Consider the following 13,685-nt stretch of genomic DNA (forward strand, 5'->3'; position numbering starts at 1 on the left):
GAAATGAGCAGCACATGAGACAACCGTCGGGCCGCCGTCGCAAGGCCCCGGCAACACCTCCCCCCGCCACCGCCACCAGCCGCCCGCGGATCGCGGCGTTCCTGACCGTCGCGTCCCTCACGCTCGCGTCACTGACCGCCGCGTATCTGACGCTGGGCCGCACCGATCGCACCGCACCGACCGCCACCGTGGGACACGGGGGAACCGTGAAACCCCCCACGAAGGCGACCGGCACACCGGAGTGGGACGGCAGGACCAAGGTCCTGGGAGACGGTTCCACCTCGTACACCGGGCCGCAGCAGGGACGGTTGAAGCCGGTACCGCTCAAGCCCGGTGAGAAACCACCCCAGTTCGTCGTCTTCTCCTGGGACGGCGCACTGGCGGGCGACGACGAACTCTTCGCCCACTACCTGGAGTTGTCCGAGAAGTACGACGCCCACATGACGTACTTCCTCACGGGCATCTACCTGCTGCCCAAGAGCAGGGCCGACCTCTACCAGCCCCCGCAGCACCCCGAGGGCTCGGCGGCGATCAGCTTCCCCACCGACGACCACATCCGCACCACCCTCGACAAGCTCGCCAAGGCGTGGCAGGCGGGCAACGAGATCGGCACCCACTTCAACGGCCACTTCTGCGGTGAGAAGGGCGGCGGCGACTGGAGCGTCGCCGAGTGGAAGAGCGAGATCGACCAGTTCTTCTCCTTCGTGGAGAACTGGAAGACCAACACCGGCTACACCGACCTCGCCCCGCTGCCGTTCGACGTCAAGGAGGAGGTCACCGGCGGGCGCGCGCCCTGTCTGGAGGGCCAGGCGAACCTGCTGAAGGCCGCCGAGAGCTACGGCTGGCGCTACGACGCCAGTTCCGCCGGTGACTTCCAGATCTGGCCGGCGAAGAAGAACGGCGTCTGGGACTTCCCGCTGCAGATGCTCCCGTACGAGGGCGGCGACTACCAGGGCCTCTCCATGGACTTCAACTTCCTCTACAACCAGTCCGACGGCGAGACCGACGGCGCCCCGGCCAACTATCCGCAGTGGCAGCAGGAGACCGTCGACGCCTACATGGCCGGCTTCGACCGGGTGTACTACGGCAGCCGCGCCCCGCTGTTCATCGGCAACCACTTCGAGGAGTGGAACGGCGGCATCTACATGAAGGCCGTCGACGAGGTCATGGCGACCATGTGCACGAAGGCGGACGTCAAGTGCGTCTCCTTCAAGGAACTCGCCGACTGGCTCGACGTACAGACCCCGGCGACCCTGGAGCGGCTGCGCGGCCTGGACCCGGCGCAGTCGCCGGACTGGTCGACGGTCGTGAAGTGACCGTCCTGACCTGACGGTCCGTCAACTGCCTTGCTGGCAAAGGGTATCCCCGTTCACGGGACCTTCACAGGGCATGCAAAAATTCCACGACCCGGCATCCCCCATTGCCGGGCAAGAGGGGAAACATTCGTGAAGTCAAGGAACATGGGCCGTACGCGCGGCCGCGCCGCGATAGTCGTCGCGGCGGCTGCCTCGGCCGCCGTGGGAGCGGCACTGCTGCCGGCCGGAAGCGCGAGCGCGGCGGACCAGCAGGTGGACCAGCAGACCAGGGCCACCTTCCAGCGCCTGGCCGACGCGGTCCTCACCGACCGTACCGACGCGCTGGTCGACGGCGCGCAGGGCGACCGGAAGGAGCCGCTGACCAACGGCTTCTCCGGTGACGTCAGGCTGTCCGCCGCACTGGCCCGCAGCGAGGGCGCCGCACTGTCCTCGCTGGAGACACGCAAGGACCGTCTCGCCGCACTCGGCGAGAAGTACAGCAAGGCCGACACCGCCGTCACCCTGGACAGCACCCGCCTCCAGGGCGGCAAGGCCGAGGTCGAGGTCACCGAGACCACGACCCTGACCTACGAGAAGGTCCGCGGCGACGAACCGGCGACCACCGGCTTCCAGGCCCACCACCGGCTGACGTTCACCGCCGACGCGGGCGGCGACTGGCAGTTGACGGGAATCCGGAACACCGATGCGGCCGCCGGTGTGGCGGTGAACCAGCCGTCGGTCGCAGCCACCGTCGCCACCGTGGCCGCCGCCGACGACACCATGCCCAACGCTCCCCGCGCGGCCACCACCCGCCCGGCCCCGGCCAACGCCAAGACCCTCACCGGTGGCGCCTTCGACTACAAGGCGATGGCGACCTACGCGGAGAAGTACTGGAGCACCTACAACCCTGACTACCCCAACTTCAACGGGCACGGCGCCGGCGGCGACTGCACCAACTTCGTCAGCCAGTCCCTGAAGGCCGGCGGCTGGAAGCACGCCCCCGGCTACGTCTACGACTACACCAAGTGGTTCGGCAACGCCGAGATCCAGTCGGACTCGTTCGTCGGCGTCAACGAGTGGTCCTGGTTCGCCCAGAACTCCAAGCGGACGACCAGCCTCGCGAACGTCTTCCAGATGGACGTCGGTGACGTCCTCCAGATGGACTTCGAGCGGGACGGCTCCAAGGACCACACGATGATCGTCACGTACCGCAACGCCCAGGGTGTGCCGTATCTGACCTACCACTCGGCCAACACCTACCGCAGGTCGCTGACGAGCATCATCGCGTCGGAACCGAACGCCTGGTACTACGCCTACCGCACCTGACCGACCCGGTCCCGCCGCTCCGGCCCTTCACCGGTCCGGGGCGGCGGGCCCCTGCCCTGCGTACGCGCTCAGTGGGCGGTGGTCCCGCGTTCCTCCCGGATCCGGGTCACCACACCGGCCACCGCCTGCCGCACGGCCTCCGTCTCCGTCAGGAAGTGCCAGTAGTCGGGGTGCCGGCCATCCAGCGAGGCGATCGCCCGCTCCAGCCGGGCCACCGACTCGTCCAGCGGGCGGGCGTCCCGGGGATCCGGTGTGTTGCGCCCCGACATGGCCAGCCGCTGCGCGTCCCGGATCGCGAAGCGCGTGCGGTCGATCTCGCCCTGCGGGTCCTTCTGTACGGTGTTCAGCCGCCGCAGCCGCTCCCCGGCCGCCGACACCGCCTCGTCGGTGGTGTTCAGCAGCGCCCGCACCGTCGACAGCAGCGCCGTCGCGTCCGGCCAGCGCTGGGCGTCCCGCGCCGTCTGCGCCTCCTTCAGCTTCGCCTCGGCCTGCCGTACGTGGTCCGTGGCCTGCTCCGGCACGAGCTGGAGGTCCTGCCAGCACGCCGCCGAGAACCGCCGACGCAGCTCGCTCAGCACCGGCTGCACCTGCCCCGACCGGGTGGTCAGCGCCTCGGCCCGGGTACGCAACGACACCAGCCGGTGGTCGATCTCGGCCGCCCGCTCCGGCAGCCGCTCCGCCTCCGCCCGCACCGCCTCCGCCTCGCGCGCGACCCGGTCGGCCCGCTCCAGCGTGTCCGGCACGCCGTGCTGTCCCGCGCCCTGGTTGAGCCGCGTCAGCTCGGGCCCGAGGGCGGCGAGCCGGGCGGCCAGATCGTCCGCCCGCAGCCCCGATCCCCGTACCGCGTCCAGCGCGTTCGACGCGGCCAGCAGGGACTGCCGGGCGCGCTCCACGGAGGGCGCGAGCCGGGCCAGCTGGGTCTCGGCCTTGCCGAGCAGCGGCCCGAGCCCGTCCGCGAAGCGGTCCAGGTCCTGCTTGACCCGCCCCAGCTCCTCCTTGGCGCGGGTCAGCTCGGCACGGGCGTGGGTGGCGGCCGAGGCCTCCAGGTCGTCGCGGTCGAGATCGTGTGCGTCGATGGCGGTGATGTACTGCCCGCTGGCCTCGTCGATCCGCCGCCCGAGCCCCTCGAAGTCGGCGACCGCACGCCGGGCGGCGGGGGTGTCGTCGACGGCCTTGATGGTCTCTATCGAGATGCGCAGATCCCGCTGGGCGGTGTCCAGTTCGTAGAAGGCAGCGGCAGCGGCGTCCTTCGCGGCCTGCGCCTCGGCCCGCTGGCTCTCGGCCCGACCGCCGAACCACCGCCGCGTACCGCCCCCGGCGAACGAGGCGGGCAGGGCGAGCAGCAGCGGCAACGGCAGCAGTACGAGCGTCAGCGCATCCCTGGCGGCGGCGCGCACGCCGGTGCAGCGGGCCTCGGGCGGGCGGTGCGGTGCGGTGTTCTCCGGGGGAGGGGGCGGCTGGTGCGCGCATGACGCAAGCGGCGCAATCGGCGTGTACGGCTCAGAAGTGGTCGCCGTCACATCCCTCTCCCGTGCTGTGATCTGCCCTGCCCGGTTCATTCTCCCACCGGTTGAGGACGAACACACGGCCCGGTCGGTTCGCGCTGCGCGTACCCGGTCGTACACCGGGGTGCGCACCGGTCGGGCCGCCGGAGAGCCACTCGTACTTGATCCCGCTGCCTGTCCTTGGGGCGCGGACGGTTTCGGACCGCCGACGTCCGCCTAGTAAGGGCGGCGCTCCACCGCTGAGCTATGCGCCCGGGACGGGTCGCGTATCGGGACGCGTACCCAGGACGACCCGGACCGCCGCAGGGCTCACTGCGCGGCCGCCCGCACCCGTATGCTCCCGTCCTGCGTCTTCGCCGACACCACGTGAGCGCTGTTCTCGGCACGCGGCACGGACACCTTTACGGAGCCGTCGTCGGAGTCCGCTGTCACGCGGTACGTCTCGTGGGGCAGCTCGATCGTGAGTGAGCCGTCGTCGCTGCTCGACTCGACCAGGTCCGGTACGGAGGCCAGTTCGAGCCGCACCGAGCCGTCCTCGGAGTGTGCCCGCACCTGGCGGGAGCGCACATCGACGGCGCGGATCGAACCGTCGTCGGTGTACAGCTTCAGCGGGCCGGTGGAGTCCTTGACGGTGACCGAGCCGTCCTCGGAGCGGATGTCGAGAGCCCGGTCGAAGCCGCGCGCGGTGACGCTCCCGTCCCCGGTCCGCACGACGACGGAGACACCGCGCGGGACCTCGATCCGGTGCTTGGCGGCGCAGTCGGCGACCACGCCCGAGCACTTCACCCGCAGCTTGAGCCGGTCGTCCTCCATGGACCAGGTCACCTTGGGATCCTTGCCGAGGGTCACGGAGCCCTGGAACCAGCGGGTGACCTCTATCCGGCCCGACTTGTTCGCGTCGGCGGCGACGATGTCGAGCGCGGAGTCGTTCGAGTCGACGGTGAGTGTGCGCCCCTGCAGGGTGAAGGAACGCTGCTCCGGATCCTTGTCGTCCCCCGCGGAGGCACAGGCCGACGCGGTGACGACGAGCGCGGCGACTACGCCGGTGACGGCGACGATCCGGGTGCTGGTGCGGGCACGGGTGCGCTGAACTGCTGATCGGGCCATGGTCCTTCTCCCCCTGAGGCGAACGCGGGACCGGTGATCGGTGATCGGTGGAGCCGGCCCTGCGACACTCTTCGACCGTACGGAGCGGTCGCCCACCGGGGCATCCGGGACGCTCCCCGATCCATGCGGGGGAAAACCCCCGAATCCGAGCCCGGGGATCCCAGGGCCGGTTACGGGTTTGCGAGGCAGTGCCCCGGGCAATGTAGGCTGACGACTCGTCCTGGGCGCGTAGCTCAGTGGTAGAGCGCCGCCCTTACAAGGCGGATGTCGGCGGTTCGAAACCGTCCGCGCCCACCAGGATCAAGCAAGAGACCCCCCGGCGGAACCGCCGGGGGGTCTCCTCGTGTGGCGGGTGTGGTGAACGCGACCTTCGGATCGGCCCCGCACGCCCGCCGGTTATCGTGAGCGGCAGTGCCGGTGGGATCAGAGGGGTTGCCGTGTCGCACGTGTCGGACGAGGGACGGCTCATCGCCGGGCGGTACCGGCTGACCGAGCAGATCGGCCGGGGCGGCATGGGCACGGTCTGGCTGGCCGCCGACGAGATGCTCAACCGCCGGGTCGCGCTCAAGCGGCTGCACGAGGACTCGCGGTTCGCCGACGACGAGCTGGCCCTGATGTACGAGCGCACCCGCCGCGAGGCGCAGAGCGCGGCCCGGATCGCGCACCCGAACGTGGTAGTCGTCCATGACGTCGTCGAGGACGACGGCTTGCCCTGCATCGTGATGGAGTACGTCCCGTCCACCACCCTGGGCGCCCTGCTCAAGAGCGGCGGAACCGTTTCGCCCGAGGAGGCCGCCCGCATCGGCCGGGGCATGGTCGGCGCGCTGCGGGCCGCTCACGAGGCCGGCGTACTGCACCGTGACGTCAAGCCGGGCAACGTCCTGCTCACCGAGGGCGGCCGGGTCGTCCTCACCGACTTCGGCATCGCCACCGCGACCGGGACCAGCACCCTCACCCGGACCGGCGAGATCGTCGGCTCCATCGACTACATGGCACCGGAGCGCGTCCAGGGCGACACCCCAGGCCCCGCCTCCGACCTCTGGGCGCTCGGCGCGACCCTCTACCAGGCGGTGGAGGGGCAGCCGCCGTTCCGCAGGCTGACGCCGGTCGAGACGGCGTACTCCATCGTCACCGCCCCCGTGGAGCCGATGAAGCAGGCCGGTCCGCTGGAGCCGCTGATCACGGCCCTGCTGGCCAAGGACCCGGCCGAGCGGCCATCGGCGGAGGAGACGGAACTTGCGCTGCGGGCGGTGACCGAGGACACGGAGCCGCGCGCGTGGACGGCGTCCGTCCCGATGTCGATACCGGCCGCCGATCCCGACCGCACCGGCGGCACCCGGAGGCGGACCGGCACCGGAAAGGCGGCACCCGTACCGCCCCGCAAGGGTCGCGGTCGCCGCACCGTCCTCTGGAGCGCGGTCGCGGTGATCCTGGTCGCCGGGGCCACGGCAGGCGGCCTCTACTACGCGAACTCGCCCGACGAGGACGGCACACAGAGCGCGGGCTCGGCGACGAGCCCCACCCCGACGTACACCCCCTCGCCCGTCCCCGACGGCTACCACCTGGTCACGGAGAAGGCGCTCGGCGTCGCCTTCCCGGTGCCGGACGGCTGGACGCTGAGCAAGCGGACGTCCGGCGATGTCGTCTACATCGACGGGACCCGGCTGGTCGGCCTCACCATCGGCATCGTCGACCCCGCGGGCGACGCCCTGGCGCACTTCAGGGACATCGAGGCGAACACCAAGCTCAACTATCCCGGGGGCAAGTACCGCAAGCTCTACATGCAGCGCACGACGTACCGGGGCCAGAAGGGCGCCATCTGGGAGTTCACCTTCCGGGGCCGCGAGCGCGTCTTCCACGCCATCAACCTCGGCTTCGGGCAGGAGGGCGGCCGGGAGTACGACATCTACGTCTCGGCGCCCGAGAAGCAGTGGGACACCTACCGGCCGGTCTTCGACCGGGTGCGGGAAGGGTTCCGCATCACGTCCACCTCCTGAGGGTCACTTACCGCTGCCCTCGTTCTCTTCTCTCTCCTCGTGCGCGTGCTTGAGCCGCGTGCGCGCGTCCACCCGGTCCGGTCCCGTGACCTCGGCCCAGAAGCGGTGGCCGCTCACGAACACCGCCAGCTCGTGCTCCCGGCGGCGCAGTTTCTCCACCTCGGCCTGTTCGTCGGCCGTCCAGCCCGGTGACGCGGGGCGCTCCACCTTGCGCCAGCCGCCGGTGTCACTGAACCCGTCCAGCGGCTCGACCGACCAGGGAAGCCGCTTCAGGAGGGTCGACAGCTCGGCCCGGACCTGATGCAGCTCCTCCTGACCGGCCAGGAGGTCACTCGGGAAGTCATAGGTCGTCGCCACGCGGCAATGGTACGCCTGTTCGATTTTGGGATGCGAGTTCCTTCGGGGACTTCCTCCCGGTCTTCACGCGAACGAGTGAGAGCGGTTCGCCCTCGTCTTGCTTGACGGGTATGCGTCATCTTCAAAATCTGGTAGGAAACTTTCCTAACAGAATGCGCGAACTACCGAACCCCACTCGGAGGCACCGTGCACACCCCCCATGTACACCACCCCTCACGCCGCGCCCTGCTCACTCTGATCGGCGCCTCGCTCGTGGCCGGCCCCCTCCTGGCGGCCCAGTCCGCCACCGCCACCTCCGCAGCCGTCGGTCTCGACGACCCGGCGAAGAAGGAGATCGCCATGCGGCTGGTGTCCAGCGCGGAGAACTCCTCGCTGGACTGGCAGGCGCAGTACCAGTACATCGAGGACATCGGCGACGGCCGCGGCTACACCGCCGGGATCATCGGCTTCTGCTCCGGCACCGGCGACATGCTCGACCTCGTGGAGCTCTACGCCCGGCGCCGGCCCGGCAACGCCCTGGCCGGATACCTGCCCGCGCTGCGCGATGTCAACGGCAGCGACTCGCACCAGGGCCTGGACCCGGGCTTCCCCGACGCCTGGCGGAGCGCGGCCCGGGACAGGGCGTTCCGGCAGGCGCAGAACGACGAACGCGACCGCGTCTACTTCAACCCGGCCGTCCGGCAGGGCAAGGCGGACGGCATCGGCGTCCTGGGCCAGTTCGCGTACTACGACGCCATCGTCATGCACGGCAACGGAGGCGACAGCACCAGCTTCGGCAGCATCCGCGGCCGGGCCCTGGCCAGGGCCAACCCGCCGGCGTGGGGCGGGGACGAGGTGAGGTATCTGAACGCGTTCCTCGACGCCCGGGTCTGGGCGATGAAACAGGAGGAGGCACACTCGGACACGAGCCGCGTCGACACCGCTCAGCGGGTCTTCCTCAGGGCGGGCAACCTGAACCTGGATCCGCCACTGGACTGGAAGGTCTACGGGGACAGCTACCACATCGGCTGACACCCGGGTCGGGCCACGGGTCACGCGAACCCCGACGGCACAGGGCAACCGTCCTGCGCCGTCGGGGGGACGAGGATCAGGGCGAGGGCGAGGAGGGTCAGCGGGTCCCGGCCGCCAGCTCCCGCACCACCCGCGTCGCCACCGGTACGTCGACGCCATGCCGTTCGGCCGCGCGCAACAACGCCCCGCCGATCGCGTCCAGTTCGAGCGGGCGGCCCGCCTCGGCGTCGCGCTGCATCGACGACCTGGTGGCCGGGGCGAAGTCGTCGTAGCGGGCCAGGGCCTGGGCGGGGTCCGAGGGCCCGCCGGAGGCCAGGCTGACCGCCGCCGTCTCCTCGACCAGGGCGGCCAGCTCGTCACGGTGGCGGGTGCGGATGTCGCCCAGGGGGAGCCCGTACCGGGTGGTGAGGAGGGCGAAGGGGGCCAGGAACGACATCTTCGCCCACAGCGCCGCCGTCTCGTCGGACAGGACGCGGGTGGCCGGGCCGGCGGCCGTGAAGATGGTGGCCAGCGTGTCGAGGCGCTCGCGCGGTACCGGGTCGCCGGCCAGGTCGATCTCGACGAAGGGGCTCGCGTGTTCGATCACGCCGGGTGCCGTACGCGTCGACTCGACGCGGATCACGGCCGGGGCGACACGGTCGGCGCCGTAGCGGGCGCGCAGTGCGGCCGGGTGTTCGACGCCGTTGAGGAACGGTACGACCAGGGCGTCGCCCAGCGCCTTCGCCGGGACGCGTTCCAGGGCGGCGTCGAGGTGGGTGTGCTTGACCGTGACGAGGACGGCGTCGACGGGGCCGGACGCCTCCGTCAGCCCGGTCGCCGCGTCCACCTTCGCCGTGAACTCGCCGTACCTGCCGCTGCGGACGCGGATTCCGTCCTCGCGGAGCGTGCGTGCGGTGTCCTCGCCGGACAGGCAGAGCACTCGGTGGCCGGCCCGGGAGAGCAGACCGGCGAGGAGGCCGCCGACGCCTCCGGGGCCCAGTACGGCAACGGTGAGAGGGGTGGCTGACGTGTGCTCGGTGGAGGTCATGTCCTGCACAATCCGGCTGGTGACCGGCGCTATTCCCGTCCCGGCCCGCGCTGTCCCCTCGTACGCGCGAGACTGGAGGCATGTGCCGCAGTATCAAGACCCTTCGCCCGCCCGTCATCCCCGAGGAAGCCACCGAGGACGAGATCAGGGCCGCCGCCCTCCAGTACGTCCGCAAGGTCTCCGGCTTCCGGGCCCCGGCCGCCCACAACCGCGATGTCTTCGAACACGCCGTCGACACGATCGCGGCGGCCACGGCCGAACTCCTGGCCGGGATCGAGGTCCGGGGCGGTGGTGCGAAGACAGCCCGGTGAGCGTCCTCAGGACGCTCACCGGGCTGTCTTTCAAGGGGCGCGGGGAACTGCGCGACAAGCCCCCACCGGCCGGCAGCCAAAAGACCGCCCAACCGGCGGAGCCGTCAGCTCAAGCTCCACTTCTGGTTGTCCCCAGTGCCACAGGCCCACAGCACCATCTGCGTGCCATTGGTCGTGCCCGCACCGTACGCATCCAGGCAGATCCCCGCGTTGACGTTCGTGATCGTGCCGTCGCTGTTGACGTTCCACTTCTGGTTGTTGCCGCCGTGGCAGTCCCAGATGACGACCTTCGTGCCGTTGGTCGTGCCGTTGTCGTAGGCGTCCAGGCACTTGTTGCCGTACACCACGAGTTCCTTGCGCGAGGTGTACGTCCACGCCTGGTTCCGGCCGCCGTTGCAGTCCCACAGCTCGGCCTGGGTGCCGTTGGTGATCGTGTTGTTGTAGATGTCCAGGCAGCGCCCGGACTGCTTGCCGACGACCAGGTTGCCGTTCGTACCGGCCACCGGCTGGACGGTCAGCGTGCCCAGGGTCGGGCCGTTCGTGACGGCGAGCGTGTTGGCGGCGCCCTTGGAGAGCGAGACCTGCACCGAGATCGTGCCCGGGGTCGAGCCGGTCGGCGGGAAGGACACCTTGGTCGAGGTCTGGCCGTTGACCTGGAGGGTCGCCGTACGGGCCGTGCTCGTGTTGTTCGTGTACGTGAAGTCGGCGACCGCGAGACCGGTGTTCGCCGCGTTCACGGCGGTGTAACTGCCGGCGGAGTTGGGCTCGTACGCGGTGGTCGCCGCCTCCGTGCCGCCGGTGATCGAGAGCATGACCGAGCCGCCGGCCGGGACGCTGGCCGTGTAACCGGTGGCGTACGAGCCGATGTTCGTACGGCTCCACAGGTCACGGACGGTCGCGGACGCGCTCGTCAGGCCCAGGTCGGCCCAGCGGACGGTGATGTTCTGGGTGGAGGAGGTGCGGTTGAGGAGCACGGCGGCACGCTTGCCGGTGCCGGACAGCACCTTCTCGTACACCTGTGCGCCCGAGACGTCCTCGGCGACCTTGACGCCCTGGAGGCCACGCGGGTCCTGGTCCACGGCGATGACCTCGGGGTTCTTGAGGATCGCGGCGGACTCGGCGGTCATCGTCGAGAGGTTGTTGCCGGCCAGCAGCGGGGCTCCGGAGATGGCCCACAGTGCCATGTGGGTGCGGTTCTGGGCGGCGGTGAGGCCCGTCATGCCGACCATCAGCATGTCCGGGTCGTTGTAGTAGCCGGTGTGCTGGGCGGTGGGGTGCAGGCCCTGGTCGTAGTTGGACAGCATGTTCGACATCGAGGGGCTGTTGCCCCAGAAGATGATGTCGGTGCTGGTCCGGTACATGGGGGCGAGGCCCGGGGCCCAGTTCCAGGTGTTCTGGTAGCCCCAGTTGCAGATGGAGAGGGTGAGCGGGCGGCCGGTGGTGGCGGACGCGGTGGCCACCGCGTCGCTGATCGCCTTGTACGTCGTCGCCGCGTCGAGGCCCTCGGCGTCACCGCCGCACCAGTCGACCTTCACGAAGTCGAAGCCCCACTGGGAGAACTGGAGCATGTCCTGGGCGTAGTGGCCCTCGCTGCCGCTGCCCGGGGCGGCGGGGCGGCCGGTCGGGTAGTAGTAGCCGCAGCCGTCCTTGCCGGCATCGGTGTAGATACCGGCCTTGAGGCCCTTGCTGTGGATGTAGTCGGCGATGGCGCTCATACCGCCGGGCCACTCGGACTCGTCGACGGTGATGTTGCCGGCACTGTCCCGAGTGCCCTGCCACCAGCCCTCGTCGATGTTGATGTACTTGTAGCCGGCCGCGGGGAGTCCGGCCGCGACGAACGCGTCGACCTGGCCCTTGATCACGTTGTAGTCGATGACCGCCGCGAAGCTGTTCCAGGATGCCCAGCCCATGGGGGCGGTGGGGACGGGGATCTGGCGGGTGGAGGCGGCGACGGGGGTGGTGTTGTCGAGTGTGGGGGCTTTCTCGGCCTGGGGTTGGGCGAAGACGAGGGCTGCGGCTGCGGCTGTTGCCAGGGCGAGGACGCGTATCGCTGTGCGTCTGAAGAGGGATGAGCGCGGCGGGGGGTACATGCGGCTCCCGGGGGGTTTGGTCGGTATTTCGAACTGCGATCGGCGAACCGAACGAGGGGGCGCGCTGAAATTAGAGCGAGGGGAGGTTGAAGTCAACGGTTGTGGCAGAAGTTGGTTGTCCAGCCGGGGGAATTGGGGCGGGGGTTGGGGCGCCGGAGGGGTGGGGGGTTCTGTGTGGTGGCGGGTGCGGGCACGTCGTGGCTTGTCGCGCAGTTCCCCGCGCCCCTGTCGGGCGCGTCTCCTCGGCGCCTGTTGAACAGGGGCCCCTTGCCCGCTAGACAGGAGCCCCTTGCCCGACTGTTGCCCTTGGGCGGCGCATCAGGAACGCCGCCCCCGCGCCCGCGCCGAACAGGGCCGCCACCGATACGCCCGTTGCCAGCCAGGTCGCGCCCAGCCACTGGCCGCCGAAGTAGCCGAGGGCGACGCTGTACGCGGCCCAGGCCAGGCCCGCCACGATGGACCAGGGGAGGAACTCGCCGACCCGGCGGTGGGCGGCGCCGGCGCCCAGGGAGACGACCGAGCGGCCGGCCGGGGCGAAGCGGGCGACGACGACCAGGATGCCGCCGCTGTGCGCGAGGGCCTGGCCGAGACGTTCCTGCGCGCTGGTCAGGCGTCGGGAGCGGGCGATCGCGCGGTCCAGTCGGGCCCCGCCGTGCCAGGCCAGCCGGTAGGCCACCAGGTCGCCGAGGACCGATGCCGTGGCCGCGCAGAGGGTGAGCGCGAGGATGTCGGGGACCTCCTGCGGGACCTGCCCGGTGGCCGCGCCCGAACCGGCGGCGGCAGCGGTGGCGGCCGTGATGACCAGGACACCGCTCGGCAGTACCGGTACGAGGACGTCGAACAGGACGGACGCGCCCACCAGGGCGTAGATCCACGGGGTCCCGGTCAGTGACCCCACACTCTCAAGCACCGCAGACTCCCCGTGACTCCCCCGTTCGCCCGATCCGTGCCGCTACCTCGCGGGGGAGCGGCGGGCGGCGTGTGACAGCCATACAGCGTACGCCTGGGGTCCGACAGGAGATCCACCGGGGGCTCATGTGTTCGCCACACCATGTTCACTCCGACGCACGCGATGCCCACCCCCTGGATGCGGGGATGGGCACCGGCGTGTGTGTCGGGGTCGGGTCAGGCGGCTATCGGCGTCTTGTCGCGGGACGTCTTTGTCGCCGCCGACGAGCGCTTCGCGAACAGCCGGTCCACGCCGAAGGCGCCGGAGCCGGTGAAGACCAGCAGGAAGAACGCCCAGCAGAAGGCGGCGGCCAGTTCGCCCTGGTTCTGGATCGGCATGAGGGCGTTGGGCTGGTGGACGTCGAAGTACGCGTACGCCATCGCGCCCGAGGCGATGAACGCGGCGACGCGGGTGCCGAGGCCCAGCAGGACCAGGGTGCCGCCGACCAGTTCGATCATGGCCGCGTACCAGCCGGGCCAGGTGCCGCCCGCGACGGTCTCCTCGCCGCCGAGGACGCCGAAGAGCGAACGGGCGCCGTGGCAGGCGAAGAGCAGGCCGACCACGATCCGGAAGAGGCCTATCGCGTAGGGCTGAGCGTTGTTGAGGCGAGCGGACATGTGGGGGATGTCTCCTTCGGTCTGAATCGCTCCGTCCGGGGGACGGGGCGTTCCTGGGGGATGAACCGAGCGGGTAGTCCACCGTAGGGGGGC

General features: G+C 70.5%; 12 protein-coding genes and 2 tRNA genes. 6 read left to right on the forward strand and 8 right to left on the reverse strand.

All coding sequences use genetic code 11. From position 1 onward, the window contains the following. Positions 1–14 precede the first annotated feature (14 nt). Both ACFYXF_RS20420 and ACFYXF_RS20425 read left to right on the forward strand, forming a co-directional pair. A complete protein-coding gene (locus ACFYXF_RS20420; protein ID WP_389351001.1) occupies positions 15–1,316 on the forward strand; it encodes a hypothetical protein in 1,302 nt (433 codons plus the stop codon). A gap of 129 nt (positions 1,317–1,445) precedes the next feature. Beyond that, complete coding sequence (locus ACFYXF_RS20425; protein WP_389351002.1) at positions 1,446–2,621, forward strand: amidase domain-containing protein; 1,176 nt, start codon at positions 1,446–1,448, stop codon at positions 2,619–2,621. A 68-nt stretch (positions 2,622–2,689) separates the two neighbouring features. Here ACFYXF_RS20425 and ACFYXF_RS20430 read toward each other — a convergent pair whose 3' ends face one another. The 3 genes from ACFYXF_RS20430 to ACFYXF_RS20440 form a co-directional block, all read right to left on the reverse strand. Next, complete coding sequence (locus tag ACFYXF_RS20430; RefSeq protein ID WP_389351003.1) at positions 2,690–4,141, reverse strand: hypothetical protein; 1,452 nt, start codon at positions 4,139–4,141, stop codon at positions 2,690–2,692. Between the two features lie 167 nt (positions 4,142–4,308). Beyond that, a tRNA-Val gene (locus ACFYXF_RS20435) sits at positions 4,309–4,380 on the reverse strand. A 55-nt stretch (positions 4,381–4,435) separates the two neighbouring features. After that, on the reverse strand, positions 4,436–5,233 hold the full coding sequence (locus ACFYXF_RS20440; RefSeq protein WP_389351004.1) for a DUF4097 family beta strand repeat-containing protein: 798 nt from the start codon (positions 5,231–5,233) through the stop codon (positions 4,436–4,438). Positions 5,234–5,455: 222 nt separating this feature from the next. On the opposite strand from ACFYXF_RS20440, the gene ACFYXF_RS20445 reads away from it, so the two are divergent. Together ACFYXF_RS20445 and ACFYXF_RS20450 are read left to right on the forward strand one after the other, a co-directional pair. Continuing rightward, positions 5,456–5,530, forward strand: a tRNA-Val gene (locus tag ACFYXF_RS20445). Positions 5,531–5,679: 149 nt separating this feature from the next. Further along, the gene (locus ACFYXF_RS20450) at positions 5,680–7,230 is read left to right on the forward strand and encodes a serine/threonine-protein kinase (protein ID WP_389351230.1); all 1,551 of its coding nucleotides are present in this window, start codon (positions 5,680–5,682) and stop codon (positions 7,228–7,230) included. A 3-nt stretch (positions 7,231–7,233) separates the two neighbouring features. Here ACFYXF_RS20450 and ACFYXF_RS20455 read toward each other — a convergent pair whose 3' ends face one another. Continuing rightward, positions 7,234–7,587: a hypothetical protein gene (locus ACFYXF_RS20455; RefSeq protein WP_389351005.1), complete on the reverse strand. Its 354-nt coding sequence runs from the start codon at positions 7,585–7,587 to the stop codon at positions 7,234–7,236. Between the two features lie 186 nt (positions 7,588–7,773). Here ACFYXF_RS20455 and ACFYXF_RS20460 point away from each other — a divergent pair, with 186 nt between their 5' ends. After that, positions 7,774–8,598 (forward strand): chitosanase, encoded by an 825-nt coding sequence (locus ACFYXF_RS20460; protein ID WP_389351006.1) that lies wholly within the window; start codon positions 7,774–7,776, stop codon positions 8,596–8,598. A 97-nt stretch (positions 8,599–8,695) separates the two neighbouring features. On the opposite strand, the gene ACFYXF_RS20465 is transcribed toward ACFYXF_RS20460, so the two are convergent. Then, the gene (locus tag ACFYXF_RS20465; RefSeq protein ID WP_389351007.1) at positions 8,696–9,625 is read right to left on the reverse strand and encodes a ketopantoate reductase family protein; all 930 of its coding nucleotides are present in this window, start codon (positions 9,623–9,625) and stop codon (positions 8,696–8,698) included. Between the two features lie 80 nt (positions 9,626–9,705). Here ACFYXF_RS20465 and ACFYXF_RS20470 point away from each other — a divergent pair, with 80 nt between their 5' ends. Continuing rightward, positions 9,706–9,936, forward strand: a complete 231-nt coding sequence (locus ACFYXF_RS20470; RefSeq protein ID WP_389351008.1) for a DUF2277 domain-containing protein — start codon at positions 9,706–9,708, stop codon at positions 9,934–9,936. A gap of 104 nt (positions 9,937–10,040) precedes the next feature. On the opposite strand, the gene ACFYXF_RS20475 is transcribed toward ACFYXF_RS20470, so the two are convergent. From ACFYXF_RS20475 to ACFYXF_RS20485, 3 genes are all read right to left on the reverse strand, one after another. Then, positions 10,041–12,026 (reverse strand): RICIN domain-containing protein, encoded by a 1,986-nt coding sequence (locus ACFYXF_RS20475; protein WP_389351009.1) that lies wholly within the window; start codon positions 12,024–12,026, stop codon positions 10,041–10,043. Between the two features lie 274 nt (positions 12,027–12,300). Further along, entirely contained in the window at positions 12,301–12,936 is a 636-nt protein-coding gene (locus tag ACFYXF_RS20480; RefSeq protein WP_389351010.1) for a DedA family protein, read from the reverse strand. A 215-nt stretch (positions 12,937–13,151) separates the two neighbouring features. Beyond that, positions 13,152–13,592 (reverse strand): DoxX family protein, encoded by a 441-nt coding sequence (locus ACFYXF_RS20485; RefSeq protein WP_389351011.1) that lies wholly within the window; start codon positions 13,590–13,592, stop codon positions 13,152–13,154. Positions 13,593–13,685: the final 93 nt, after the last annotated feature.

The organism is Streptomyces sp. NPDC002680, assembly GCF_042889145.1.
Lineage (GTDB): Bacteria > Actinomycetota > Actinomycetes > Streptomycetales > Streptomycetaceae > Streptomyces > Streptomyces adonidis.

Excerpts from the sequence above, each read along its gene's own strand:
- ACFYXF_RS20420 (WP_389351001.1), top strand. The coding sequence starts at position 15 with ATGAGACAACCGTCGGGCCGCCGTCGCAAGGCCCCGGCAACACCTCCC.
- ACFYXF_RS20470 (WP_389351008.1), top strand. The coding sequence starts at position 9,706 with ATGTGCCGCAGTATCAAGACCCTTCGCCCGCCCGTCATCCCCGAGGAA.
- ACFYXF_RS20465 (WP_389351007.1), bottom strand. The coding sequence starts at position 9,625 with ATGACCTCCACCGAGCACACGTCAGCCACCCCTCTCACCGTTGCCGTA.
- ACFYXF_RS20440 (WP_389351004.1), bottom strand. The coding sequence starts at position 5,233 with ATGGCCCGATCAGCAGTTCAGCGCACCCGTGCCCGCACCAGCACCCGG.
- ACFYXF_RS20475 (WP_389351009.1), bottom strand. The coding sequence starts at position 12,026 with ATGTACCCCCCGCCGCGCTCATCCCTCTTCAGACGCACAGCGATACGC.
- ACFYXF_RS20485 (WP_389351011.1), bottom strand. The coding sequence starts at position 13,592 with ATGTCCGCTCGCCTCAACAACGCTCAGCCCTACGCGATAGGCCTCTTC.